Origin of the sequence: Clostridium ljungdahlii (assembly GCF_001636845.1) — a bacterium.
In the GTDB taxonomy this organism is placed as follows: Bacteria; Bacillota; Clostridia; order Clostridiales; family Clostridiaceae; genus Clostridium_B; species Clostridium_B ljungdahlii_A.
The window spans coordinates 327,008-352,387 of record NZ_LITT01000023.1; the positions used below are offsets into that span (position 1 = coordinate 327,008).

At 31.8% G+C, this 25,380-nt stretch carries 25 protein-coding genes; 21 read left to right on the forward strand and 4 right to left on the reverse strand.

Annotated features, from left to right (window positions below; translation table 11 throughout):
• The first annotated feature begins 145 nt into the window (after window positions 1–145).
• Together WY13_RS11175 and WY13_RS11180 are read left to right on the forward strand one after the other, a co-directional pair.
• Window positions 146–1,183, forward strand: coding sequence for a homocitrate synthase/isopropylmalate synthase family protein (locus WY13_RS11175; protein ID WP_063555732.1), 1,038 nt, complete (start codon window positions 146–148; stop codon window positions 1,181–1,183).
• 73 nt (window positions 1,184–1,256) lie between these two features.
• Entirely contained in the window at window positions 1,257–2,015 is a 759-nt protein-coding gene (locus WY13_RS11180) for a homocitrate synthase (protein WP_063555733.1), read from the forward strand.
• Window positions 2,016–2,102: 87 nt separating this feature from the next.
• Here WY13_RS11180 and WY13_RS11185 read toward each other — a convergent pair whose 3' ends face one another.
• From WY13_RS11185 to WY13_RS11195, 4 genes are all read right to left on the reverse strand, one after another.
• Window positions 2,103–3,185: a cell wall-binding repeat-containing protein gene (locus tag WY13_RS11185; protein WP_242866449.1), complete on the reverse strand. Its 1,083-nt coding sequence runs from the start codon at window positions 3,183–3,185 to the stop codon at window positions 2,103–2,105.
• Window positions 3,179–3,661 carry a cell wall-binding repeat-containing protein gene (locus tag WY13_RS21810; RefSeq protein WP_242866450.1) on the reverse strand — a complete coding sequence of 161 codons (483 nt, stop codon included), beginning with the start codon at window positions 3,659–3,661 and terminating at the stop codon, window positions 3,179–3,181. Before WY13_RS21810 ends, WY13_RS11185 begins: the two co-directional genes overlap by 7 nt.
• A 307-nt stretch (window positions 3,662–3,968) precedes the next feature.
• On the reverse strand, window positions 3,969–5,342 hold the full coding sequence (locus WY13_RS11190) for an ISNCY family transposase (protein WP_063555734.1): 1,374 nt from the start codon (window positions 5,340–5,342) through the stop codon (window positions 3,969–3,971).
• Between the two features lie 218 nt (window positions 5,343–5,560).
• Entirely contained in the window at window positions 5,561–6,451 is an 891-nt protein-coding gene (locus WY13_RS11195) for an IS982 family transposase (protein ID WP_082848469.1), read from the reverse strand.
• Window positions 6,452–6,721: 270 nt separating this feature from the next.
• On the opposite strand from WY13_RS11195, the gene WY13_RS11200 reads away from it, so the two are divergent.
• The 19 genes from WY13_RS11200 (at window position 6,722) to WY13_RS11290 (ending at window position 25,368) form a co-directional block, all read left to right on the forward strand.
• On the forward strand, window positions 6,722–7,594 hold the full coding sequence (locus tag WY13_RS11200) for an SLAP domain-containing protein (protein WP_063555735.1): 873 nt from the start codon (window positions 6,722–6,724) through the stop codon (window positions 7,592–7,594).
• Window positions 7,595–7,781: 187 nt separating this feature from the next.
• Window positions 7,782–9,575, forward strand: a complete 1,794-nt coding sequence (locus tag WY13_RS11205; protein ID WP_063555736.1) for a cell wall-binding repeat-containing protein — start codon at window positions 7,782–7,784, stop codon at window positions 9,573–9,575.
• 164 nt (window positions 9,576–9,739) lie between these two features.
• A complete protein-coding gene (locus tag WY13_RS11210) occupies window positions 9,740–11,083 on the forward strand; it encodes a cell wall-binding repeat-containing protein (protein ID WP_063555737.1) in 1,344 nt (447 codons plus the stop codon).
• Between the two features lie 143 nt (window positions 11,084–11,226).
• Window positions 11,227–12,267 carry a hypothetical protein gene (locus WY13_RS11215; RefSeq protein ID WP_063555738.1) on the forward strand — a complete coding sequence of 347 codons (1,041 nt, stop codon included), beginning with the start codon at window positions 11,227–11,229 and terminating at the stop codon, window positions 12,265–12,267.
• Window positions 12,268–12,297: 30 nt separating this feature from the next.
• Window positions 12,298–12,981: a YveK family protein gene (locus WY13_RS11220; protein ID WP_063555739.1), complete on the forward strand. Its 684-nt coding sequence runs from the start codon at window positions 12,298–12,300 to the stop codon at window positions 12,979–12,981.
• A 60-nt stretch (window positions 12,982–13,041) separates the two neighbouring features.
• Window positions 13,042–13,809 (forward strand): tyrosine-protein phosphatase, encoded by a 768-nt coding sequence (locus tag WY13_RS11225; protein WP_063555740.1) that lies wholly within the window; start codon window positions 13,042–13,044, stop codon window positions 13,807–13,809.
• Window positions 13,810–13,847: 38 nt separating this feature from the next.
• Complete coding sequence (locus WY13_RS11230) at window positions 13,848–14,570, forward strand: CpsD/CapB family tyrosine-protein kinase (protein ID WP_063555741.1); 723 nt, start codon at window positions 13,848–13,850, stop codon at window positions 14,568–14,570.
• Between the two features lie 120 nt (window positions 14,571–14,690).
• On the forward strand, window positions 14,691–14,918 hold the full coding sequence (locus WY13_RS11235; RefSeq protein ID WP_063555742.1) for a DUF1659 domain-containing protein: 228 nt from the start codon (window positions 14,691–14,693) through the stop codon (window positions 14,916–14,918).
• Between the two features lie 52 nt (window positions 14,919–14,970).
• On the forward strand, window positions 14,971–15,189 hold the full coding sequence (locus WY13_RS11240; RefSeq protein ID WP_063555743.1) for a DUF2922 domain-containing protein: 219 nt from the start codon (window positions 14,971–14,973) through the stop codon (window positions 15,187–15,189).
• 289 nt (window positions 15,190–15,478) lie between these two features.
• Window positions 15,479–16,102: a sigma-70 family RNA polymerase sigma factor gene (locus WY13_RS11245; protein WP_063555744.1), complete on the forward strand. Its 624-nt coding sequence runs from the start codon at window positions 15,479–15,481 to the stop codon at window positions 16,100–16,102.
• Between the two features lie 18 nt (window positions 16,103–16,120).
• Window positions 16,121–16,687 carry a sigma-70 family RNA polymerase sigma factor gene (locus WY13_RS11250; protein WP_063555745.1) on the forward strand — a complete coding sequence of 189 codons (567 nt, stop codon included), beginning with the start codon at window positions 16,121–16,123 and terminating at the stop codon, window positions 16,685–16,687.
• Between the two features lie 1,080 nt (window positions 16,688–17,767).
• A complete protein-coding gene (locus WY13_RS11255) occupies window positions 17,768–18,436 on the forward strand; it encodes a sugar transferase (protein ID WP_063555746.1) in 669 nt (222 codons plus the stop codon).
• A gap of 151 nt (window positions 18,437–18,587) precedes the next feature.
• Window positions 18,588–19,094, forward strand: coding sequence for an antiterminator LoaP (loaP, locus tag WY13_RS11260; protein ID WP_063555747.1), 507 nt, complete (start codon window positions 18,588–18,590; stop codon window positions 19,092–19,094).
• Window positions 19,095–19,171: 77 nt separating this feature from the next.
• Window positions 19,172–20,329 carry a glycosyltransferase family 4 protein gene (locus WY13_RS11265; RefSeq protein ID WP_063555748.1) on the forward strand — a complete coding sequence of 386 codons (1,158 nt, stop codon included), beginning with the start codon at window positions 19,172–19,174 and terminating at the stop codon, window positions 20,327–20,329.
• Between the two features lie 11 nt (window positions 20,330–20,340).
• Window positions 20,341–21,543, forward strand: coding sequence for a glycosyltransferase family 4 protein (locus WY13_RS11270; protein ID WP_063555749.1), 1,203 nt, complete (start codon window positions 20,341–20,343; stop codon window positions 21,541–21,543).
• A gap of 16 nt (window positions 21,544–21,559) precedes the next feature.
• Window positions 21,560–22,729: a radical SAM protein gene (locus WY13_RS11275; protein ID WP_063555750.1), complete on the forward strand. Its 1,170-nt coding sequence runs from the start codon at window positions 21,560–21,562 to the stop codon at window positions 22,727–22,729.
• A gap of 22 nt (window positions 22,730–22,751) precedes the next feature.
• Window positions 22,752–23,585 (forward strand): LicD family protein, encoded by an 834-nt coding sequence (locus WY13_RS11280; protein WP_063555751.1) that lies wholly within the window; start codon window positions 22,752–22,754, stop codon window positions 23,583–23,585.
• A gap of 22 nt (window positions 23,586–23,607) precedes the next feature.
• Window positions 23,608–24,321 carry an IspD/TarI family cytidylyltransferase gene (locus tag WY13_RS11285; protein WP_063555752.1) on the forward strand — a complete coding sequence of 238 codons (714 nt, stop codon included), beginning with the start codon at window positions 23,608–23,610 and terminating at the stop codon, window positions 24,319–24,321.
• A gap of 15 nt (window positions 24,322–24,336) precedes the next feature.
• Window positions 24,337–25,368 carry an NAD-dependent epimerase/dehydratase family protein gene (locus WY13_RS11290; protein ID WP_063555753.1) on the forward strand — a complete coding sequence of 344 codons (1,032 nt, stop codon included), beginning with the start codon at window positions 24,337–24,339 and terminating at the stop codon, window positions 25,366–25,368.
• Window positions 25,369–25,380 lie beyond the last annotated feature (12 nt).

Here is a 25,380-nt window from a genome sequence, read left to right on the forward strand (position 1 = left end):
TTAAAATTATAGATTTCCTGAGATACGAAGGAAGTCATCATTATTTGAACTTTGATATTTGGACTTTTAAAAACCTAAAGTATAGCATAATTAAAAATTGTGAATTGTGAACTGCACATTGTCAATTGAAAGAGAGGGTGTATGTATGTCCATTATATTAGGGAAAGAAAAAAAATTTATTGTAGACAGAACTTTACCTGAAGTTGTAAAAAGGACTGAGATAGTTGACCAGGATTTAGTGGGTGAATTTATAACACTCGTTAAAAATATAGGTGTAGATTTTGTAGAAATTAATGGTGAAGTACTTCAAAAAATTAAAAAGCTTCCTGAAAATGTAGACTACATATACAGGATGGAGTATCCATTAGATGCGTATGAATTTGAACATTTAATTATAGATTACAAAAAAGCTGAAATATTACCAGAGGAATTTTTGAATAATCTAAAAAATAAAAAGATAATACTAGAAGTAGATATTAAAGTTTTAGAGCAGCTTAATGTAGAAGATAACTGTAAAATTTTTAGCAAACTAAATATAGTAAGCATCAGAATAAAGGGCATTGTAAAGTATAACATAGCTAGATGGAACGGACTTATAGAAAATATAAAAAATAGGTTTTCAGTATATGTGGATTTTTGTGCAGATGATAAATTTTATATGGCAACTTCCGTAAGCATTGAATCCTGTGTTGATGGTGCCGATGTTGTAACTGCAGCTTTTAATGGACAGGTTTATGGATTTGCATCTTTAGAAGAAGTTATTTTAGGCTTAAAGGTCATAAAGAATGGGAAAGTATGTGGAAATTTAGAATTTATGGGACAGCTAGCAGAAGTGTATACAAAACTTACTTGCGAAAAAGTGCATCCTATGAAAGCTGTAATAGGAGAAGATATTTTTAAATATGAATCCGGTATTCATGTAGATGGTATAGAAAAAAATCCAGATACTTATGAACCTTATAATCCTTATGATATTGGAAAGAGGAGAATCATGTATATAGGAAAACATTCCGGGAAAAAATCAGTGATGATAAAACTGAAGGAACTTAATATAAACTATCAGGATGTAGATATTGGAGAATTTTTGAAAAAAATAAGAAAAAACAGCATTAAACTTAAGAGAAATATTTTTGATAAGGAACTGATTGCAATGTTTAATGATTTTAAAAATATTAAAAATTGATAGCTGAGAAAAAGTTTTTAGCAACTATTCACTATTAATTATTAATTCTTAACTAAAAAAGGAGGTGCTTCATATGGATGTTAATATTGTAGATACTACTTTAAGAGATGGTGAACAGAAAGCAGGCATAGCCCTTGGAATAAATGAAAAAGTTAAAATTGCCCAAATTTTAAATGATATAGGTATTTATCAGATAGAAGTGGGTTCGGCAGCTATGGGTGGAGAGGAAAAAGCAAGTATTGAAAAAATTGCAGCGTTGGGTTTGAAAAGTAAAATATCATCCTGGAACAGGGCAAATATTAAAGATATAGACGCTTCTATAGACTGTGGTGTAGATATAGTTCATATATCTATTCCCACATCTGATTTACAGATTAAATATAAACTTGGAAAAGATAAAGTCTGGGTTTTAGAGCGTATAAAAAAATGTACAACCTATGCTTTACAAAAAGGGTATGAAGTAACCGTAGGTATGGAGGATGCGGCAAGGTCTGATATAAGTTTTTTAATTGAATTTTGCACAGCTGTTTCTGAAATTGGGATCAAAAGGATAAGATATTCTGATACTGTAGGAATATCTTATCCAAGAAAAATTTTTTATAGTATAAAAAAATTACTTCAGGAAGTACCTATAGAAATAGAAATTCACGCTCATAATGATTTCGGAATGGCACTAGCAAATTCCCTTGCAGCTGTAGAAGCAGGAGCTAAGTTTGCAAACTGTACAATTTCAGGCATAGGAGAAAGGGCAGGTAACTGTGACTTTATCAAGTTTGCCAAAACTCTAGATATGTTTGAAGGCGAAAAAATACTTAGGTGCCTGTCACCATAGTGGGATATTTTTGCTCCCATTCGGTGCCTGACACCAAATAATGTAATTGCAGTAAAATAACAAAAAGAGGGGAAACCCCTCTTTTTATTATTGCTGTTGATAATTTGTTAAAGCATTTCCAAGCCTTGTATCTAAATCGTCTATTCCCTTATTTCCATTTTCAATATTGGAGATACTATTTCCATCAGTACCCATATTTTGAAGTGCGTTAGTAGATTCTTCTAATTTGGCTATATCCATATTGTCCAGTGCATCCTTCATTTCAGTAAATATATTTAGACAACTAGTGGTATATTTCATAGTTGTATCTACATAATTAATTTGTGTATTTATACTACTTAGGTACTGGTTATTGTAAGTTTCTAATCCGCTAGGTACTGAAAGGCTTGAAACTTCACTTTTGAGTGTTGTAAGATCGCTTTTGTAAGAGGATAAATAGGAATTACCCTGGTTGAACAAAGTAATTAATTGTTCTATATCTGATGATAACTCCTGTGCTGTTGATGCAGAAGTAATAGCTGTTCTTATATCAGTTGTCTTGTTATATATATCTTCCATCTGTGTTGAAACAGTGCTTGTCTTATCTTCATAGGAATCACAGTAGCCTTTTAAAGCAGTTATATAGTCTATTTCAGTTTTAGGTATTAATGAAGTAGGTTTTAACAAATATTCTACAGATAAATCTATAGAGTTAAGTCCACCTAAAAGGAATATTCCCTTATATCCTTTTTCATCTATATAACTTTTTTGATTTGATATATCTTTGCCATCTGTCAGCATTATAGGTGCGCCTAATTTAGAAGCTAGTGCACTTCCTGACAGTGCATCTGGGAAATTTGCACCATTTGCTAATACGGTTGAATTTGAATTTAAATTAAAGTACTTGCATATATTTAATGATGTATCGTATCTAGTTTCTCCACCTATTCTTACTATGTTACTATCCGTTAAGGATGGCTGAAGACTTTTTACTTCATTTACTACACTGTCACTTACAGAATTTTCACCACCTATTACAAATATTTTGGATGGTTGTATACTGGAAATAATATCTTTATTGCTTTCAGAAAGCTTTCCATTGTCTGTCATAAATATAGGATATTTACGGCAGGCAGCTGCACTTGACACGCTGAGAGCATCCGCAAACCCCCATCCATTTGTAATTACCATAGGAGTACCTTTTGAACATTCATAGAATTGATTATTGATTTGTTGGTCTCAAACCTGTTGCCACCGCCGAATCGTGTTACATTTCCATAGCCAAGTCCTTTTATATAGCTTACAAAATCATCACTTACAGAAGAGGTACCTCCTAGTATGTAAATATTTCCGAGCTTATTTAAATGGTTTTGTATGTAATCCACTGCATTTGAAGAATTTTTAAAGTCATCATTTAATAAAAGTATTGGCGCGTTGTATATTTTTGACAGTACGCTTCCACCTAGAGCATCAGGAAAGTCCTTTCCACTGGCTACTATTACATTTTGAACTGTTTCGTTTTCAAAACTATTTGCAATTTTTTCAGAAGTTTCATATCTGTTGTTCCCTGCAAGTCGTGTTACATTATACGTAGTTTTAGCATAGGTAGTATTTGACATACCCAATACTATAGCCGCTGCTGCAGCTAGTCCTAGTATTTTCTTCACTATCCTTCCATCTCCCTTTAAAGTATATATACATTAATTCTAACATAAAGTTACAAAAAAACCTATAAGAAAAATTTGACTAAATTTGTAATGGAGGGAATTGGAAAGAAAATATTCATTTAATGGTAGGGCTGTCAACCATTTTCGAAAATGTCCCAAAATAAGTGAAACATTAGCACCAATAATCAATTGGTGCTCTACTTATTTTAAGTCCTAATTTTAGGTACACTAAACATACCTACTGCTTGATATCTTTTTTTAAGAAAATGCAGAGGTCGTTTTTGAATCTATTTATTTTAAATTAACGTTAGCAAGTCTTACTTGCCCTATGCGCTTGCTTTTCTAGATATGCTTGGAATGATGCTTGCTTCCAAGGGTGGCTCATTGGTGGCAGGTAGCGCTTATGTTTTTTAGGTGTATCTTCTACAAAATCAAAATTCTTTGACTTAGTTTCATGAACCTGTAATTCTTCTAAACCATATATTTTATTGCCTACACTGACGTATAAAGCATCATTAAAGGCTTTGATAACTAAGGCATCAGTGCCTTTCCTAAAGTAAATAGGGTTGTTATTAGCATCAACAAGTTTATAATACTTATTATTGAATTTTACACAATGACCGCAATCAATCTTACGATCTGCTAAAACAGCAAGTGTTAAATTAATTTTATCAACAGATGGTTGTTTTTCAAACACAGATTTGGTATGATTGATTTCAAGAGCAAATTTGGTATTGAATTCTTTTATGTAGTGGTTTAAGAATTCATTTGCCTGTTCCAGGCTTGTTACGCCTGCTAGCTCAAGTTCTAAGGGTAATCGTGACTGTAACGTTTGGAATAGACGCTCTACACGACCCTTTGCTTGAGGGACACTACTAGTTTTAATTTCAATACCTAATTGTTTGCAGGCATATCCAAATTGTGTAAAGGTATCATCCTCTGTAGTTGGAGCTTTCTTTTGTTTGTATTCAAATACAGTTCTTCGATCAGTGAATAACATATATGGGATACCGTATTGTACAAGAATCTGATTCAATACATTGTAATATCCTTTCAGAGTTTCCTGTTCATCAAAGTACCCGCCAACAATAGAACCAGTTGAATCATCAATAGCTATGTGGAGCTGGGATTTGGTGTTTCCAAACCAAAGATGTAAAGATGCATCCATCTGAATCATTTCACCAAAGTAAGCACAACGTGGCCGGCGCGGATGAGCGTCTTCAATAGCAATAATGGATCTATCAATTTCTAACTTATCGTCTGTGGATAAATTGGGACTTTTTTGTTTCTCTAGTAATTCCATTTTTACTCTCATTTTCGTAACACGACAGGCTTTGGGAGATAGGATATGTTCAGCCATAAGGATTGTGTTAATAGTGCTGGGAGCAATAGAAATGCCCTCATAAGCAGCTAAAAGCTCAGAGTAGTGTGTAAAGTTTGCTCCATGATATTTAGTTTGATATAAGTCAACAATTTTACGTCTAGTCTCTTCTGAAAAGCAATTGATAGGCTTGCGGCCTTTATTCCCATGAACAAAGAAATCCTTGCCCTTAGCACGATATCCATTTACCATTCTATTCACATGTCTAACAGAACAACCAAGACGAATAGCAGCAGCTTTCTTATTGCCATTGGTTTCTACTAATTTTTTAATAACTTGATATTTAAAATCTTCTTTCATACTTAATTCTACCCTTCTAATTATGTCCACCTCATTTCTTATTGTCATGAGGTTATTTTAACATTATTTTTTATTTATTTGGGACATAATCGCAAATGGTATACTAACGTGAGTTCGAAATTTTTAGTTTGTCTAATTAAGGATAAGATTTCCATATAAAAGTGCAAAAAAGTGATCCTATAGGTTTGTAGTATAGTATTCCATTTTATCCAATAGTATTATATTACAGCAGTACACTTATCCAGCTTTAAAGATGGCTTTTTAGGAAGAAAACTATAAGCAACTAATCCAGCAACTATATTTACCATAAAGTTGGTAAAGCTTCTATGCCTGCTGTGCTCTATTTGACATACATTCTTTAAGTGGTCATTTATAGTTTCAATTATTGCTCTCTTCCTAAGAAGAATTTTATCTTCCATTACCATAATTTTGTTTTTCATATTTTTCTTTAGTTTAGTTATTAGCTGTACACCTTTAAAATAGAGAATATCATAAAGTTTCTGTGAGATATAACCCCTATCTCCAAACAGTTTTCCAAATAATTCTTTTGTTAAATTTTCAAGAACAGTTTCATTCCTATCATCTACATTTCCTGGCGTTAAATAGAATGAAAGCACCTCGCCAATGTCACTAACAACAAGGTGAAGTTTAAAGCCATAGAACCATCCTTTTGAACTTTTGCCTCGTTTAGCAATTTCCTTAAATACTTTATGTGAATATATTCTTTTGTTATGACATACAACTAATTTTGTAGAATCAATAAAGGAAATTCCTGTGCACTTGCCAGTCCTAAATCTTTTCATGTATAATAGTAATGGAAGTAATGCTTCTTGCATCAATTCTACAAACCTATTATAGCTTACAAGCTTAGGAAAATAAGGCTTTAGAACTTTAGACACATGTTCTTTGTAATAAGTTTTAAATGTTCTATAACCTGATAAATGAAAATATATAGTTATTGACATTACCTCACTTAAGCAAAGAGTTCTACTTGATAAAAATGAAGGCTTACTTTCATCATTACTTAAAAAATAATTTTTGCAATATTCTTCAAAATGTATACAATAATTATCTACATCATAAAATATTTCTATTAATAAATCTTGCATAAAATCCCATCCTTTTGTTTTATTTTGTTTGTTTCATCACTTATAATAATAAAACATTTTGATGGGTTTTTTTATACCTTAAATATTTCGATTTTGCTCTTCGAACTCACGTTATACTAAGACATTATCACAAATCAATCATATCCATAGTTTTATTAGTAATTGAAAATTGACAATGGAAAACGGTAATGATATATTTAACTAAGATATTATTAAAATGAGTAAAAACTATTTAATGTAGGATTTATTATATGGATTTGGAGGTATAATATGGTTAAAAAAGCACATAAAGACAAGGCACAGGACGGTGAAAAATATGTTTCCACAGTTCTTTCGCTTTTAGATGAAGAAGAAAATGTAGTTTCAGATGTGCAAAAAGAGATTTTTGAAGATGAAATAAAAGAATTGCCACCTATAAAAGAGGGACAACTTAATGTATCAGGTATATATGCTTATGATGTAGGAGACAAGCTTGAAGTTAAAATATATGTAAGAAATGGTCTTTCAGATAAATTGAATTTAAAGATGATACCTTTTACAATCAAGAATTCTAAGGGAGATATTTTGGCATCACAGCAATTCAATTTATCCTGTCTTGGAGAAATGCCACCTCATTCTGCAAGACCTATAAAGCTTTATTTTGATAAGAAGAATGTTAATGTGGACAAGATACCGCAGGATGATTGGCAAGTTGCTTTAAGTGGACAATTTAATGTTACATCTACTATAAGGCCTATATATGAAGGACTTCCTGAAGGAATAAGTGATGAAGACAAGATGGTTTTCAATAAATTTTTAGCTGAACTTCCTGAAATGGAAGAAGGACAATTTAGCATATCCACTTTTAGTATTGGAATTCAAACAAGTGGTAATATTTTAGTAACTGCTGTTATGAGAAATGCTGCAAAACAGTTTATTACTATAGATAAAATTCCTATAACTATATTGGATGCTAAAAAGAGAGCTGTTAAATCTGAAAGTTTTGAATTGAAAGATTTTACAGTAAGTCCTTATAGAGCAAAGATATGTAATTTTGCATTTCCTACAGATGTACATCCAGAACAAAATCAAGCTCTAGATGGATGGTCTGTGGCATATAAGCTAGTTAAGATAAACGGTAAGGTCAATTTAGAAAGAAAATAATTTTTACAATTTCCTATAGAAAATTGTAAATTGTACGAATATAAATATGTGTATAATTTTTGCATAACATTTAAAAAAATATATATTTGAACTATAATGTATATGTAACAAATTGTAAAGTAATGATTTACTCAATGTTGTGTTAAATAATTTATGAAGAATTATATAATAATTGGAGGGATTATTTATGCAGAAAAAGAGCAAAAAAGTTCTATCAGCCTGCAGTATAGCATCTTTACTTGTGACTACTACGGCAGTTTCCACAGGGGTAAAGGCTGCAGATTCTGGTGTGAACAGAGTAGGTGGGGCTAACAGATATGAAACAGCTGCAAAAGTTGCTGATTCAGGTTGGACTTCATCAGATTATGCTATAGTGGCAAATGGAGAAGGTTATGCAGATGCACTTTGTGCTACACCTCTTGCAAAAGCCAACAATGCACCTATACTTTTAACTACAGGTGACAGCAGTAACAGTTTAGAGCAAAATGAATTAAATGAACTTAAAAAATTAAACGTAAAACATGTAATTGTAATTGGAGGAACAGGAGTAGTACCTGACAGCGTTTTAAATAGCATAAAAGCACAGGTAACTGATGTAGAAAGAATAGGTGGACAAGACAGATTTGAAACTTCTGAAAAGATAGCAGAAAAGCTTGGAACACCTACGAAAGCAGTTATTGCCAGCGGTGAAGGCTATGCAGATGCCCTTTCAGCAGGTCCTGCTGCAGCTATAAATGGAATGCCTATACTTTTAAGTAGAGCAGGTAGTTTACCAGATGTAATATCAAACTATCTTAAAGCACATTCACAAATAACTCAAACTTATGTAATAGGTGGTACAGCTTCTATAGCTGATTCTATTTTAAATTCACTTCCATCAGCAAAAAGATTGGGTGGACAAACTAGATATGACACAAATGTAGCTGTACTCAGAGAATTTGCTTCAAGTTTTAAATTCACCGGTATCTATGCAGCTCTTGGAGATGGACCTTTAGGTAATGAATTTGCAGATGCACTTACAGGTGGAGCACTTGCTGCTAAACTTGGGAATCCTCTTGTAATAACAGGAAAAACAATAAGTTCTGCTACTTCAAGTTTCCTTAAGGAAAAGGGACTTACAACTAGTACTCTTACGGTATTAGGAGGAACAGCTAGTATACCTGATTCAGTTGCCAGTGATATTAAAGGTAGTATTGGAAACCCATCAACACCACCAACACCAGGTGGAGGTGGATCAAGTGTACCTCTTAGTGGTGAATTGTTAAATGGTGCAATAGTTAATGATGTAAATTATCAACAATTTGTAAAAGATATAAATACAGGTAAGTATTGTAATGATTTTTTTGAAATAAAACCAAATGGAAGTTCTAACGATACATCTATAAATGTACAATTAAAGAAAAATGATAGAAGTGTGGAAGATATATTTACAGATGCACAAAAGAAATATTTAGATAGTAATGGACAACTTACTGATAGTGACAAGCAGGCAATAGAAGATGATGTAGCTAAAGTTAATGCTAAATTAGATTTGATATACAATAAACAATTATTAGGAAGTTTGACTATAGGAAATAGTAATAAGGACTTAAAAACAGTTTTATCAAGTCTAGGATCAAACTATATTGATGGTTCGGGACATTTAATTGCGACTAATATAGAGGACAAGATACCTAAATATAGTGGTACTAATGGTACTATTAGTGGATATGAAGCATTTAAAAATGATTTAACTACAAAAATAAGTAGCTATTTTAAGAATGATTCTTCTACAGATACAATTATTAAATATCACGGGTATACCATAGGTAATATATATAAGGATAGTACGGAAATGTTTGATTCTGGATGGTCACATGAAGCTAATGCAAATAAATTAGTGGATATAATTTTCCCAAGTAGTAGAGTTGGTGGAACATATACTATTAATTTTGCTAATAGTGCTGGACATTTTATAATAGACGTATCTAATATTAACTAAAACTGAAAAGTTCAATAAAACTCAGGCCTAAAACCTGAGTTTTATTAATAAGTATAAATATAATAGAAATTCTTAAAATTACCACAATATGTAAGACGATAGTGGTAGACAAAATAGAGTTTAAGACTTACTATTGAATTGTAAATTGAATAAGGGGGATACTTATGTTACGAAGAAATAAAATAATTTCAAAACTAATACTTAGCGTTTTTATTGCCTCCTCTACAGTATTTGCTGCAGGGCAAAATGTGTTTGCAGCATCTGGTAGATTATGGGGACAGGATAGATATGCAACTTCTACTGCTGTATCTGAAAATAGTTGGGCATCTTCTGACTACGTAGTACTTGCCAGCGGTGAAGGTTATGCAGATGCCCTCTGTGCAGCACCTGTTGCAAAAAAATACAATGCACCTATACTCTTGACTGGAAGCAAAGAGTTAAATGAAGGTGTTAAAAGTGAAATAACAAGGCTTAAGGCAACTCATGTAATAGAAATAGGTGGAGAAGCCTCCATTTCAAGTGATATAGAAAATGAGTTGAAGTCCATGAAACTTAATGTACAGCGTTTAGGAGGACAAAATAGATTTGAAACTTCTGTAGTTGTGGCAAATTCTCTGGAAAATGTTACTAAAGTAGTTGTAACTTCAGGATATGGATTTGCAGATGCTCTCTCCATTGCTCCTATAGCTTCAAATCAAGGTATGCCTATACTTTTGACGGGAAAGGACTCACTGTCTGATGCTGTACAAAATTATATAAATCAGAATAAAGACTCTATAAAGAACTCCTATGTGATAGGCGGACAAGGAGTTATAGGTGACAGTGCTATTTCAGGACTGCCTGCAGCTGTTAGAATAAGTGGTCAAAATAGATTTGATACAAATGTAAAGGTATTGTCTTATTTTAAAGGGAGTATTGACTTTGATAATTTATATGTAGTAGAAGGAGATGGTCCTACTGGAAATGAATTTGCGGATGCCCTTTCTGGATCTGCAGCTGCGGCAAAAAAATCTTCACCTATAATTTTGACTTACAATACACTTTATTCTGGAATGGAAGATTTTATAAAGTCAAATGTACCTAAAACTGCAAGTATTACGGCTATAGGTGGAGCTGGGGCAGTTCCTGACAGTTTGGTAAGTATTGTGGAGCAGACTGTATCAGGAATCATCATACAAAATCCTTCAACACCTGGGGGAGGATCATCTTCAGGTGGGTCATCTTCTTCAGATGATGCGAATTTGAGTTCGGTATTAAGTAAACTTAAATCTATGGATACTTCTAAATTGGATAATAATCAAAAAACCATAGTTTCAGATATTATAACTGCTTTAGACAAATATGAGGCAGATTCAAATTATAATTTGAATGCAGATGCTCAGAATGTAAAACAGCTTTATAATAACCTTACACATGATGAAAAGAGCAGCTTGAAGACTACTGTGGTAAATGCTGGAGTTAGTATTTCAGAAGGAATTACACTTGCCAGTAAGTTTGGATTATATTAGAAGTAAATTTGGATTATAAAGTTTTAATTTACATCAATTAAATAAAATTTTTTTGTAAATAAGTTATCTTTAAATATGTTATAATAAGTGATGTATTTAAGGATAACTTATTAAATCATTTTTAAATTTTAGGAGAAAATAGTATGGGTAAATTGAAAAGTAGAAAAAAACCAGTTATTTTAATTATAATTGCCTTATTGGTTGTGTCAGTAGCAGTCTTTGCTAAACTTGTTTTTTGGAATTCATCCTACAGTTCACCTAAATACAAGTTCCAAGCAGGACTTTTGGACAAAATGTTAAAAGCTCAGGAAAGTGGTGGAACTGCAGAACTTTCAAAAGATGAGGTGAATGGAGTTATATCCCTATATTTTAAGCAGTATAAAACTAGTGACCTTGTAATAAAGTCAGTGGAAGCAGATTTTAAAGATGATAAAATGGTATTTTTAGTACCTGTTACCTATAAAAACTTTAATCTGTTTTTGTCATCTCAGGGTGATGTTTCTTTTGAAAATGGGAAGATAATATATAATCCTGAATACTTTAAGCTGGGTAAGATTACTTTACCAAAGTCTTATGTATTAAAGAAATTGCAACCTAAGTTGAAAAGTGGAATGGCTCTTGAAGGGGATTCTATAACTATTAGTACTAGTGGACTTCCAATAAGCATTAAGAATATAAATGTAAAGGATCAGAAGCTTTTAGTTACTCTTGAAAAAAAGCAGCTTAATATAGAAGATATGCTTAAAGGGAAAATAAGTAGCTCATTACAAAACTTTATAAAAGATTTTTCTAATGTAAAGAATTTAGATTCCTCTACGAAAACTAATAATGGAAGTACAGGTACGAAAACAAAGGATAGCAGTGATCAATCGAACGGTAGTAATACAGGCAGTAAAAGTGCCGTATCACAAGAAAGACAACAGGCCTTAAATAGGTTATCGAGCGGTCTTAATGCAGCTTCAGGTGCTGTAAGTACTGGAGGCCAAAAAGCGGTTATATCACAGATGGCATCTATCGTAAATAATATGAAGGATTCTTCATACAATCCCTATTCTGAAGAAAGTAGTGTTAGGGCTGCCTATAGTAAATTGTCTCCTCAGGAAAAAGCTGAACTAAAAGCTGCTGTAGGTTCCAATGTAGACTCATCTGCTGTAAGTATATTAAGCAGTATGATAGGAAATTAATTTACGCCAAATTCAAGGAGGAATATCTTAATGGAAGAAGAAACAACACTAGATCTTAGAGACTTTTATTATATATTGAAAAAGAGATTCAGACTTATAGTAATAGTAACAGTAGCTTGTACTTTACTAGCTGGTATTTTAAGCTTTTTTGTAATAAAGCCAACTTACGAGGCAGGTACTACTATAATAGTTGGGAAACCTCAAAACAGCCAAAAATCCAATACTCAATATAATGATGTTATGATGTATCAGAATTTGGTAAAGACCTATGCACAAATTGCAGGATCAAATGCTGTTATGGAAAGTGCTTCTAATAAGATGAATGGCTCTGTAAGTGCAGGACAACTTCAAAAGATTATTACAGTTACACCACAGCAAGGTACACAAATTTTAGAAATAAAAGGACAGAGCAAAGATCCATCACAGGCTGTAAACATGGTAAATGCAGTATCAAATTCTTTTATAACTGAATCTAAAAGAGTATTTCCAACGGGTGGAGATATACAAATTATGGATAAGCCTCAATTTCCCGATAAACCGGTAAAGCCTAAAAAAATGCTTAATATGGCAATTGCATTCTTTGTTGGACTTATGGGATCTATTGGATTTTCCTTTATGCTGGAGTACATGGACAATACTATAAAGACAGAAGAAGATGTAAACAAGGCTCTAGGAATACCTGTAATAGGAATAATACCAAAAGGAAACATGTAAATAATTAATAGTTAAGAATTAATAGTTAATAGTTAGTTGAGAGTTGAAAAGAGGTATAGCATGATAGATATACACAGTCATATACTTCCTGGTATAGATGATGGATCAAAATCCATGGAAGATACAATGAATATGCTGAGGCTCACAGAAGAAGATGGAGTGGAAACTATAGCCGCAACCCCACATTTTTATAAAGGTTATTATGAGAAAAGCTATAAAGATGTGCTTGAATTGGTAGACAAGGTGAGGAATGAAGCTAAGCAGGAAAATATATGTGTAAATATTGTTTCAGCTCAGGAAGTGTTTTTGGACAGGCATACCGTTGAAAATTTTAAGTCAGGGGAAATAGGATGTATTGAAGGAACTAACTACATGCTGGTAGAGCTCCCAATGATGAATGTACCCAAAAATGCCCTGGATATTATATATGAACTTGAAATAAGAGGTGTGCATCCAATTTTGGCTCATCCTGAAAGGTATAAGTACATTATAGACACACCTTCTAAAATAAATGAATTTATGAATGAAAAATGTTTACTTCAAGTAAATACGGGAAGTGTTTTGGGCTTGTTTGGAAAAAAGGTAAAAAAAACTGCAGAACTTCTCATAGAAAGTGGGACATGCAGCTTTATAGCTTCAGATGCCCATTCCACAGGAGGAAGATGCCCAGGGATTAGTAAAGCTCTAGAAGAAGCTTCACGATTTAACAAGGATATAGAAGAACAAGTACTAGACAATTGCAAAAAAATGCTGAAAAATGAAATAATACAGCTCCCACAGGAAAGAATAAAAGAGAGAAAGGGTATTTTCAGTTTTTTGAGAAGATAGATAAAAGTATCATCTGAGAGATAAATGGAGTGAAGACAATGGAAAAACCAGATATAATCACTGTAAAAAATCCTAAAGATCCTATTGCCGAAGCTTATAGGACACTTAGAACCAATATTCAGTTTTCTTCTTTTGATAAGAAGATACAGACTATAATGCTCACAAGCTCTGGGCCTGGAGAAGGAAAGTCAACTACCTGCTCAAATTTGGCAGTTGTCATGGCAGAGTCAGGATCAAAGACAATCATAATAGATTGTAACCAGAGGAAGCCAAGGCTTCACAAGATATTCTTGACTTCAAATGAAGTTGGATTGTCGGATGTTTTGGTTGGTAAAGTTAAATTTGAAGAGGCTGTAAAGGAAACAGGTATAGAAAACCTTAACCTGTTAACTTCCGGTACCAGACCGCCTAACCCATCAGAACTTTTGGGATCAAAGAAGATGGAGAACTTTTTACAGGACTTAAAGGAAAAATATGAATACATAATAATAGATACGCCTCCTGTAGTTGCAGTAACAGATGCCCAGCTTTTGTCCCGTTATGCAGATGGGTGTCTGCTCGTTATAGCATCTTCCCAGGTAGAAAAGGAAGCAGCAGTAAAGGCTAAGGAACTTTTAACAAAGGTGAATGCCAATATAATAGGAGTAGTTTTAAATAAGCTGGAGATAAAGGAAAAAGGTTACTACGGCTATTATTATCATTACTATTACGGCAGTGATGGAACTAAAATTAAAAGGAAAAAGAAGAAGACAAAAAAATAACATATATTTAAAAAGTGGTTGGAATTGTAAGTTAGATATTCTAACCATTTTATTTTTTTGAAAAAATTTTGCCTCTTTTTTAAAAGGTGCATATATATTACTTGAAAGGGGTTGATAAACATGGCTGTAAAGTCAACAATATTACAAACTTCATTAATACTAAAGTATAAGGATGGGTTAGATGCCAAGGGCAAAGAGGTAATTAAACAACAGAGGTTTTCAAACATCAAGACAACTGCTGCAGACCAGGATATCTACGATGTCGCAAAGGAAATAGAAAAGCTTCTTGGAAAAACATTAAATGAACTTGTAAAACAAGATCAGAATTCCATAACAGTAACTGCTTAAACTTAAAATTGTAAACTGTGAATTGTGAATTGAAAAGAAGGGTGGGAAAAATATGAGTAAGTCATTAGTTATGAGTTTCTTAAATGAAGGAGGTAAAAAAACTTCCATAAAAGTTGAAAATGTAAAAGAGGGTATCACAGACCTGGAAGTAAAAAATGCTATGACTGCAATTATTGCAAAAAACGTATTTACTTCAAAAAGTGGAGATTTGAAATCCATAGATGCAGCACATATTCTAGATAGTTCAACTACGGAACTTCAGGTAAAATAGGCATAAGTAAGTAAAAAGCAGCGGATTTAGACTAGTATTGTCTAAATCCGCTAGTTTTTATAAGCAAAAAATCATATATTGAAAGCCCTTACTTAATTGCATTCTTAAAACTTTATTTGAAAAAATTAGATAAAAGGTGTTACTTTTATAGGAAAAATATGGTCTTATATAGTATAAGGCATATATTATCATATTTAGCTTAATTTACATAGTACGCATTTCAATTATAAATGGTATAGAGGTTACGTTGTAAAGATTACTTTAAAAATACTGTATTGGGGGAATGGCTATGGAAAATGACATCCACCTGAAGGAGCTTATAAAGGGAGTTAAAAATGAAGAACCTTACTGGATAGCTAGACTAGAAACACACTTTATAAAAATTATAAAAGAACTTTATGATGAAAAGATGTTTAAACATTATGGAAGTATTTATGAATCAGATGTAACAAATAAATGTCTTCACAAAATGATTGTATACTGTGAAAAATTCAGGGGAAGTACCTGGAGTGAATTTACAAGCTACAACATAAAGATAATAAGAAGTGTAATAGTAAATGCTATAAATAGTAATTGTAAGGTGAAAAATATTACACTAAATTTAGAAAACGATTTCAATGAAGAAAATGCAATGGATTATATTTATATTAAGCATAAAAACAGTATGACTATGGAAGATGAAATATTAAATAGAATTATTTTAAAGGAAATGCTTGAGTATCTTAATGGACAATTAAATGAAAAAGAAAGAAAAACTATGCATTTAATTATTCACTATGACAATTTAAAGGAATATTCTAGAAAAAACAATTGCAATTATAATGCACTTAAGCAGAGAGTGTATAGGCTCAGGAAAAAGTTGAACAAGCTTAGAAGAAACTATTACTTAAAAATCGGACTTGATGAAATCTGAAAATAGGGGGAGAAAAGTATGGAAAATCTACAGCTTGAAATTTTACTTGAAAGAGCCCAAAGTGGAGACAAAAATGCAGTAGAGAATATATGCAGTAAATTCAATGGTATGGTAATTAATATGGCAAAGTGTACCTACATAAAGGGATATGATATGGATGATTTGATACAGGAAGGGCGGTATTCTGTTATAAAGGCAATTGGAATGTATGATATAAATTCCAAATATCCATTTGCTGCCTATGTAAAAAGTTCTGTTAAAAAGAACTTCTATAACATGATAAGAACCAATATAAGGAAAGTAAGCTGCTGCAGCCTCTACAGCAAAAATGATGAAGGGTGCGAGTTCATAAATATGATAGCTTCAAGTGAAAATATTGAAGAGGACTTGATAAAAAGAAAGCTAATGATTAAATTAAAGAACTCTATGGACAAGCTTCCTGAGGATAAAAGAAATTTAATATATTGGTACTATATTGAAAATAAAAGCTTAAATGAGTATGCTGAAAAAGAGGGAATCTCTTATAGAACGGCGGTATACAGAAAGAGGAAAGCCCTGGAGAGTTTAAAGAGCTTTCTAGTTTGAAAGTTGACTTATACCAGCCATATACTAACAAATTTCATCACACTAAAAACTTTTAATAAGTCTAAAGTTCGGTATTTTGAAAATCTAAAGAAGCTTATATAAACTCGTACCTCAGACATATATAAGCTTCTAAGGTTTTCCAAAATACCTCACTAAGACTTATACAAAAAGTTTTTAAGTGTGATTTTAATTTTGTTAGTATATTTATGTATAAGCTCAAATTTCAATTAGAAAGCTTATATGTAAGTATGAAAAAATTTATAAAAATCTAAGGGCTTTTGAAAACTCGTACCTCAAACAATTCAAAAGCCCTAAGTTTTAAATAAATGTTCTACTTAGATTTATGTCAAAAATATTTAAATGCACTTGCTTATTGTAAAATATTTCTGCGCATAAGCTTATTTTTAGGTTTAGAAAGCTTTACGTGAAGTTTCTAAAATACCTCACTAAGACTTATACAAAAAGTTTTTAAGTGTGATTCTAATTTTGTTAGTATATTTATGTATAAGTTCAAATTTCAATTAGAAAGCCTAAATGAAAAGTTGAAGCGTCTGGCAAATCCAGACGCTATTTTTTAAAATGAAAATTGTATTAAAAAAGGTAATAATGTATTAAAAATTATCTATTTTTAATTGCAATAAAGTTAAGATTAAAGATGGATATTTTCCTCATTTTTTTATTAAAATTTACAAATAAGTTATATTTAAAGGTTGTCTATATTTAAGCAGGGTATTATAATTAAATAGTAAGGTGCTATATTAATGTAATTAGTGAAAAGCATGGATAAGTTAGTTAAGATATATGATTTTTGAAATTAAATTTAATAAATTGCAAAAGAAAATGTCAGTGTAAAGTCAATAGGTCTCAGATGAGATGAAGAATTTTATGAGAAGTTTAACTGGGGAAAAGGATTGAATTAAATTTCTCGTAAAGGTTTTTATTGGCAGGCCTACTTTTGGTTATGTTAATGTGATGGCTAAAATTCATAGGTTGAATATAATAAATAAAGCTATTTTTAGATTTGAAGGAAGCAGCATATAAAGATTTTGTCTAAAAGAGCATATGTATTGGGGGGATTATATGACAGAACTGCAAAGCAGATCTATAGAAGTAACAGTAGAAAATGTGGAGAAGTATGAAAAAAGTGCTGCTTATTATTTTATTAAAAGATGTATAGATTTAATTTTGTCTTTTATGGGCATTATTGTCTTTTCTCCTATGATGCTGATGGTGTCTATTGCAATCAAGCTGGATTCTAAGGGACCTGCTATATTTTTTCAAATGAGAGTTGGAAAAAACGGAAAACTATTTAAAATGTATAAATTTCGCTCTATGGTGGATGATGCAGAAGAACTTTTGGACAAGCTTCAAAGTAAAAATGAAATGACAGGACCTATGTTTAAGATAAAAAAAGATCCGAGAATTACAAGGGTAGGTAAATTTATAAGAAAAACTAGCATTGATGAACTTCCCCAATTGTTTAATGTAATTAAAGGTGATATGTCACTGGTTGGCCCAAGACCTAATCTTCCACATGAGGTAGAAAAGTTTACCGAGTATCAAAAGAAGAAGCTTCTTGTAAAGCCTGGACTTACGTGCTACTGGCAGGTAATGGGTAGAAGCAGTATTGATTTTGATGATTGGATGAGATTGGATTTAGAATACATAAAGGACAGAAGTACGATGCTAGATATAAAACTTATATTTAGGACTTTAGGTGTATTCTTTGGAGATAAAAATGCGAGCTAAGAAGCCTGCATTATAATACAAATTTTAGATACTTAAAATCGTCTCGCTGCCGCGTTTTGATTATCTAAATGCCATAAATATATGAAATTCACAGTTAAAAAATTGTATTTTAGCTGTGGAGGGGCGAAGCCTGCCCCAAAGGAGGACAATTATGTGGTATGCAGTTCAAGTTAGAACAGGAGAGGAAGAAAAGATAAAATTTATTTGTAATAAGCTGATATCTAAGAGTGTTCTAGAGGAATGTTTTATCCCTTATTATGAGAAGAAGATTAAATATATGGGTAAATGGCATATAACAAATGAAATATTGTTCCCTGGATATATATTTATGATTAGTGACTACATAGATGATTTGCTATTAAGTGTGAAAAGGATTCCTAAATTAATTAAAATTCTTGGAGATGGAAATGAGATAATACCTCTATACGATAGAGAAATAGAATTTTTAACGAGGTTTGGAAAAAAGGAGCATTTTATTAAAATGTCCTATGGATATATAGAAAATGACAAGACTATAATAACAGATGGCCCAATGAAGGATTATGAAGGAACTATAAAAAGAATTGATAGGCATAAAAGAAAAGCAGTAATAGAAATAGAGTTTTTTGGAAGGGTTATGGATGTTAGTGTTGGTGTAGAAATTGTAAGGAAGATATAGATATACTATGAAGTTTTATGTTCTTCAAAGGGCAGTAAAGCTGATAATTTTTAGAAAGTGTATAGTAATAGAAGTTTATGAAAAAGAAAAAAATATCTAAAAAAAAATTAAACATAGCTATGATTGGGCATAAACGAATACCATCGCGTGAAGGTGGTATAGAAATAGTAGTTGAAGAGTTATCCAAAAGAATGGTTAAAAAAGGATATTCTGTAACTGCTTATAGTAGAAAAGGACATCATGTAAGTGGTAAAAAATTTGATGGTGTTAGTAATAATGTAGATTTCAAAGAATATGAGGGAATACACATTGTTACAGTTCCTACTATAGAACGTAAAGGATTAGCAGCTGTTACTTCATCATTTTTTGCGACTATGAAAGCAATATTTGGTCATTACGATTGCATACATTACCACGCGGAAGGCCCATGTGTTATGTTATTTATACCACATCTTTTTAGAATTCGAACAGTTGCTACAATTCATGGATTGGATTGGGCAAGAAATAAATGGGGTAGATTTGCAACTTGGTACTTAAAATTAGGTGAGAAAATAGCTGCTAAATATGCTGATGAAATTATAGTTTTAAGCAAAAATGTTCAACAATATTTTAAAGATACATATAACCGCGAAACGGTATATATTCCAAATGGTATCAATAAGCCAGAAATTCATACGGATGAATTAATAAGACAAAAATGGAATTTGGAAAAAAATAGTTATTTATTGTTTCTTGGCAGAATTGTACCAGAGAAAGGATTACAGTATTTAGTTGAGGCATTTCTGAAAGTAAAGACAGATAAAAAGTTGGTGATTGCAGGTGGTTCATCTGATACAGATGAGTTCATCAGCAATATAAAAGAGATTGCTAAAAAAGACAAACAAATTTTATTTACTGGATTTGTCCAAGGGCAAGTGTTGAAGGAATTATATTCAAATGCATATATGTACATACTTCCTTCAGACCTTGAAGGAATGCCAATCAGTTTATTAGAAGCTATGAGCTATGGAAATTGCTGTTTAGTTTCTGATATTTCAGAATGTACTGAGGTAATACAAGATAAAGCAGTAAGTTTTCAAAAGAGTAATGTAGGAGATTTAAAAGATAAATTGCAAAAATTATGTGATAACCCGGAATTAGTTCAGTATTATAAAAAAAATGCAAGTGCATATATTTGTGATAAGTATAGTTGGGATGATGTAGTTAACCAGACTGTGCTTTTATATAAATCATAGAGGTAAAATTGATGAAGATATTAATGGTAAATAAGTTTCTGCATCGAAATGGTGGGTCAGAAACATATATATTTAAATTAGGGGAATGTCTTGTTTCACAAGGTCATGAAGTACAATATTTCGGTATGGAACATGAGGGCCGTTGCGTCGGTAATCATGTTGAATCATATACGTCAAATATGGATTTTCACGGAGGAAGTAAACTTTCTAAATTGTTTTATCCAATTAAAACAATTTATTCGTCCGAGTCAAGAAAGAAGATTAGATTGGTATTAGAAGATTTTCAGCCAGATGTAGTACATTTGAATAATTTCAATTATCAATTAACCCCTTCCATTATACTAGAAATAAAGAAATATGAGAAAGAATCAAATAGAAAAGTAAAAATTGTATTTACCGCACATGATTACCAGTTATTATGTCCAAATCATATGATGAATAATCCAAATACACATGAAAATTGTGAGAAGTGTATTGGAGGAAAATTTATGAATTGTACCAAAGGAAAATGCATTCATGGGTCTACTGCTAAGAGTGCTATTGGTACGATGGAAGCCGTATATTGGAATAATAGAAAAATATATCGATATATAGATACAATTATTTGTTGTAGTGAATTTATGAAATCAAAGATGGATACAAATCCATTATTTGTTCCAAAAACTGTAGCATTACATAATTTTATAGACAAAGTTGAATGGAAAGATGTTACTAAGAAAGATTACGTTTTGTATTTTGGTCGTTTTTCAGAGGAAAAAGGCATTAAAACGTTAATTCAAGTATGTAAGATGTTGCCAGATATTCATTTCATATTTGCGGGAATGGGGCCTTTGAAAGAAGAAATTGAAAAAGTTGAAAATATCGAAAATGTAGGATTTAAAAAAGGAAAAGAATTAGAAACACTGATACGTGAAGCAAGGTTTTCTATTTATCCATCTGAATGGTATGAAAATTGTCCGTTTTCAGTTATGGAAAGTCAAATGTATGGAACTCCTGTATTAGGGGCTAATATTGGTGGTATACCAGAATTAATTCAAGTTGGACAAACCGGTGAGTTATTTAAGAGTGGTAATATTATAGAGTTAAAAACAAAAGTAAGTAAGCTTTGGTCCAATAATGAATTAATGAATACGTATAGTAACAATTGTAAGAATATAAAATTTGATATAATTGAAAAATATTACAAGAAAATAATAGACATTTATCAAAGATAAAGGACTGAAGAATTGTATGAAAAAGTTAAATGGTACAGTCATAGTTACATATCGTTGTAATGCACGGTGTAATATGTGCAATCGATATAAAAAACCGTCTAAGCCGGAAGAAGAAATTAAATTAGAGACAATAAGAAAACTTCCACAAATGTACTTTACAAATATTACAGGTGGGGAACCATTTATTCGAACTGATTTGAAAGATATAGTAAGAGAGTTATATAAGAAATCTGATAGAATAGTAATATCAACTAATGGCTTTTTTACAGAGCGTATTGTAGATCTATGCAAAGAATTTCCCAATATTGGTATTCGTATTTCTATAGAAGGATTAGAGGAAACTAATAATAAAATCCGTGGTTTAGATGATGGATTTAACCGTGGTTATACAACTCTCAAAAAGTTAGTTGAAATGGGAATGAAAGATGTTGGATTTGGTATGACAGTTCAGGATGCTAATGCAAAAGACCTTGTTGAGTTGTATAAGCTTTCTGATAAGATGAATATGGAATTTGCTACGGCATCATTACATAATAGTTTCTATTTTGTTGAAGCGAAAAATATTATTCACGATCGACCTATTGTTGCTAAAGAATTTGAAAATCTCATTAATGAATTATTGAAATCAAATAGCCCGAAAAAGTGGTTTAGAGCGTATTTTAATCATGGACTTATAAATTATATATATGGACAGAAACGGTTACTTCCTTGTGATATGGCATTTGATACTTTCTTTATTGATCCTTATGGAGATGTAATGCCATGTAATGGTACTAAAGATAAAGAAGTCATGGGAAATTTAAATGAATGTACTACATGGGAAGAACTTTGGAAGAGCAAACAGGCTGATGAAGTACGTAGGAAAGTACGTTGTTGTGACCGTCAATGTTGGATGATTGGTTCGGTATCTCCTGCAATGCATAAGTATATTTGGAAACCAGCATGGTGGGTAGTATGTCATAAATTAAAATTTTGGACTTCTAAGAAGTACAGTATGTATGAAAATAAGGTTGTTTGCGATTACCGTAACGGTAAGGTGACAAATGAAGAATTAGATGCTTGTTCAACATGTGATATGTACGCAACTATTAATGATGGTTTATCAGTAGCTTCTAAAAAAATGCTTAAAGAAAAAACTGGTAAAGAAATAGTTGATGCAGATATCGATGCACAGATGAAGAAATAAATATAGAAATGGATAGTATAATATGGCAGATATAGAGAAAGTCCGATATGCACAACTTGATTTACTGAGTGAGTTAAAGAGAATATGTGAAAAGTATAATATTAGCTATTTTCTTGTTGGTGGTACATTAATAGGTGCTGTTCGACATAATGGTTTTATTCCATGGGATGATGATATTGATGTTGGAATGTTTAGAAAAGATTATCAGCGGTTTATAAAGGCTTGTTATATTGAATTAGATTCAGAGTATAAAATATATGATTGGAAAATAGATCCTGCATCACCGCTTCCATTTCTAAAATTGAAAATCAAGGGAACACATTATAGAGAAGAACTGTCAAAAGATATATTGATGGACGATAGCATATTTATTGACGTTTTCCCTTTTGATAATGCACCAGACAGTAATATTTTACGAAAAATACAGGAAATTAGAATTTATGTTATAAGAAAAATCTTATTATTACGCTGCGGATTTTCAATTGGTGATGTTGGCAGAATAAAGAAATTGCTATATAGAATATTGCTTCTAATATCAAAAATTAGAACAGTCAATGCATGGAAAGATAGCTGTATGAAAATTATGACCGCTTATAATGATGTAGTAACAAAATGCGTCGTAGATATGTGTGGGGCATATTCATATAAAAAAGAATTAAAAGATAGAAAATTTTTACAAGAAATGAAATATCATAAATTCGAAAATTTAGATGTGTGTATTCCTAAAAATTATGATCAGGTATTGAGAGAAATTTATGGCGACTATATGAAATTACCGCCAGTTGAACAACAAGTAAGCCGTCACGGAATTTCATTTATAGATCTTGGAAATTACTCTATACACAATAAAAAATAATTATTTTGGGGGAATCAAAATTATGAACATTGCTTTAATTATTGCCGGTGGAGTCGGTGCACGTATGAATCAGGATATCCCTAAGCAGTTTATTAACGTTTATGATAAACCAGTAATTGTTTATACTTTAGAAGCTTTTCAGAAGCATCCTAATATTGATGCAATTGAAGTAGTTTGTCTTGATGGATGGAATGATATTTTGAGAGCTTATAGTAAACAATTTGGTATTACTAAACTTGAAAACATAGTACCTGGAGGTGTGAAGGGACAAGATTCTATTCGCAATGGTCTCTATGATATAGTGAAAAGGCATAGTGAGGCAGATGATATTGTTCTTATTCACGATGCCATTCGACCTATGGTTTCAACAGATATTATTTCTGACAATATTCGTGTGTGTCGTATGCATGGAAACGCTATTACAGTGGTTCCATGTACAGCTGCTATGCTTAAGACAATGGACGGTATAGAATCGGAAAGTCAAATACCGAGAGATAACTTGAAGATTACACAGACACCACAGTCCTTTTTTATTAATGATATTGTTGCAGCACATAAAGAAGCTTTGAATAAAGGTATTACTAATTCTGTAGCTTCTTGCACAATGTATATTGAATTGGGCAGAAAGTTGTATATGTCAGCTGGGTCTGAAAAAAATTTGAAACTGACAACAACTGAAGATATAGAAATTTTTAAAGCATTATTACAGTCAAAAAAAGATTCATGGATGCATTAATTGGTGATGAGTAAGATGAATATTTTTGAAAATCATAATTATCAGAAAGATTTAAAGTATGCGGCAGGCGTATTGTCTATAGATAGAGGAACTATTTTAATCACTGGAGCAACAGGATTAATTGGTTCTTTCATAATAGATACTCTTGTGTACGCAAATAAATATTTAAATAAAAGTTTTAAAATTATAGCACTAAGTCGATCACTTGAAAAAATGCAGAAGCGTTTTCCATATTATAAGTCTATGAGTATTGCCTTATGGGTGCAGGATGTTTGTGAACCATTAGCTGTGCATGATGATATTGATTACATTATAAATGCAGCAAGCAGTGCAGATCCAGGTACCTATGCAAAATTTCCTGCTGAAACGATAGTAACCAATATCATAGGTACAAAAAATATATTGGACTATGCAAAAAAACATAAGCATACAAAAGTCTTATTAACATCTACTATGGAAGTTTATGGCAAAACCACTGAAAGTCCATTAGCTGAATCTAATTTAGGAATTGTGGATTTTAATGAGGTTCGTTCTTCTTATCCTGAGAGTAAAAGAACTGCTGAATTATTATGCAGAAGTTATTGTGATGAGTATGGCATATATGCAATAATTGCCCGATTAGGGTATATTTATGGCCCAACAATGACAAACACAGATAATAAAGTAGTGGCACAGTTTATAAGAAATTGTTTAAATGGTCAAGATATCGTATTAAAAAGTAACGGTGAACAAAGTAGATCCTATTGCTATGTGGCTGATACTGTAGCTGGAATCTTTATAACTTTGTTACACGGAAAAAATGGTGAAGCGTATAACGTGGCGAACACAGAATCTACAACAACTATAGCAGAGATGGCAAGAGTAGTAGCCGAAATTGCATCAGCAAAAATAGTTTTTGATTTACCAAATGAAATTGAAAAGAAGGGATTTTCTAAGCCAATGGATGCAATTTTAGATGAAAGTAAATTGAAATTACTTGGTTATGTCCCAAGATATACTTTACGTGATGGTTTAGAACAGACAATCAGAATTTTAAAAGTACTTTAAAAAGAGGAAAGA

Coding starts and splice junctions, on each gene's coding strand:
- WY13_RS11220 (WP_063555739.1), top strand. CDS start 12,298: ATGGAAGAAGAAACAACACTAGATCTTAGAGACTTTTATTATATATTG.
- WY13_RS11175 (WP_063555732.1), top strand. CDS start 146: ATGTCCATTATATTAGGGAAAGAAAAAAAATTTATTGTAGACAGAACT.
- WY13_RS11225 (WP_063555740.1), top strand. CDS start 13,042: ATGATAGATATACACAGTCATATACTTCCTGGTATAGATGATGGATCA.
- WY13_RS11210 (WP_063555737.1), top strand. CDS start 9,740: ATGTTACGAAGAAATAAAATAATTTCAAAACTAATACTTAGCGTTTTT.
- WY13_RS11230 (WP_063555741.1), top strand. CDS start 13,848: ATGGAAAAACCAGATATAATCACTGTAAAAAATCCTAAAGATCCTATT.
- WY13_RS11270 (WP_063555749.1), top strand. CDS start 20,341: ATGAAGATATTAATGGTAAATAAGTTTCTGCATCGAAATGGTGGGTCA.
- WY13_RS11265 (WP_063555748.1), top strand. CDS start 19,172: ATGAAAAAGAAAAAAATATCTAAAAAAAAATTAAACATAGCTATGATT.
- WY13_RS11245 (WP_063555744.1), top strand. CDS start 15,479: ATGGAAAATGACATCCACCTGAAGGAGCTTATAAAGGGAGTTAAAAAT.
- WY13_RS11240 (WP_063555743.1), top strand. CDS start 14,971: ATGAGTAAGTCATTAGTTATGAGTTTCTTAAATGAAGGAGGTAAAAAA.
- loaP (WP_063555747.1), top strand. CDS start 18,588: ATGTGGTATGCAGTTCAAGTTAGAACAGGAGAGGAAGAAAAGATAAAA.
- WY13_RS11205 (WP_063555736.1), top strand. CDS start 7,782: ATGCAGAAAAAGAGCAAAAAAGTTCTATCAGCCTGCAGTATAGCATCT.
- WY13_RS11250 (WP_063555745.1), top strand. CDS start 16,121: ATGGAAAATCTACAGCTTGAAATTTTACTTGAAAGAGCCCAAAGTGGA.
- WY13_RS11215 (WP_063555738.1), top strand. CDS start 11,227: ATGGGTAAATTGAAAAGTAGAAAAAAACCAGTTATTTTAATTATAATT.
- WY13_RS11195 (WP_082848469.1), bottom strand. CDS start 6,451: ATGCAAGATTTATTAATAGAAATATTTTATGATGTAGATAATTATTGT.
- WY13_RS11190 (WP_063555734.1), bottom strand. CDS start 5,342: ATGAAAGAAGATTTTAAATATCAAGTTATTAAAAAATTAGTAGAAACC.
- WY13_RS11200 (WP_063555735.1), top strand. CDS start 6,722: ATGGTTAAAAAAGCACATAAAGACAAGGCACAGGACGGTGAAAAATAT.
- WY13_RS11285 (WP_063555752.1), top strand. CDS start 23,608: ATGAACATTGCTTTAATTATTGCCGGTGGAGTCGGTGCACGTATGAAT.
- WY13_RS11275 (WP_063555750.1), top strand. CDS start 21,560: ATGAAAAAGTTAAATGGTACAGTCATAGTTACATATCGTTGTAATGCA.
- WY13_RS11185 (WP_242866449.1), bottom strand. CDS start 3,185: ATGGTAATTACAAATGGATGGGGGTTTGCGGATGCTCTCAGCGTGTCA.
- WY13_RS11255 (WP_063555746.1), top strand. CDS start 17,768: ATGACAGAACTGCAAAGCAGATCTATAGAAGTAACAGTAGAAAATGTG.
- WY13_RS11280 (WP_063555751.1), top strand. CDS start 22,752: ATGGCAGATATAGAGAAAGTCCGATATGCACAACTTGATTTACTGAGT.
- WY13_RS11180 (WP_063555733.1), top strand. CDS start 1,257: ATGGATGTTAATATTGTAGATACTACTTTAAGAGATGGTGAACAGAAA.
- WY13_RS11235 (WP_063555742.1), top strand. CDS start 14,691: ATGGCTGTAAAGTCAACAATATTACAAACTTCATTAATACTAAAGTAT.
- WY13_RS11290 (WP_063555753.1), top strand. CDS start 24,337: ATGAATATTTTTGAAAATCATAATTATCAGAAAGATTTAAAGTATGCG.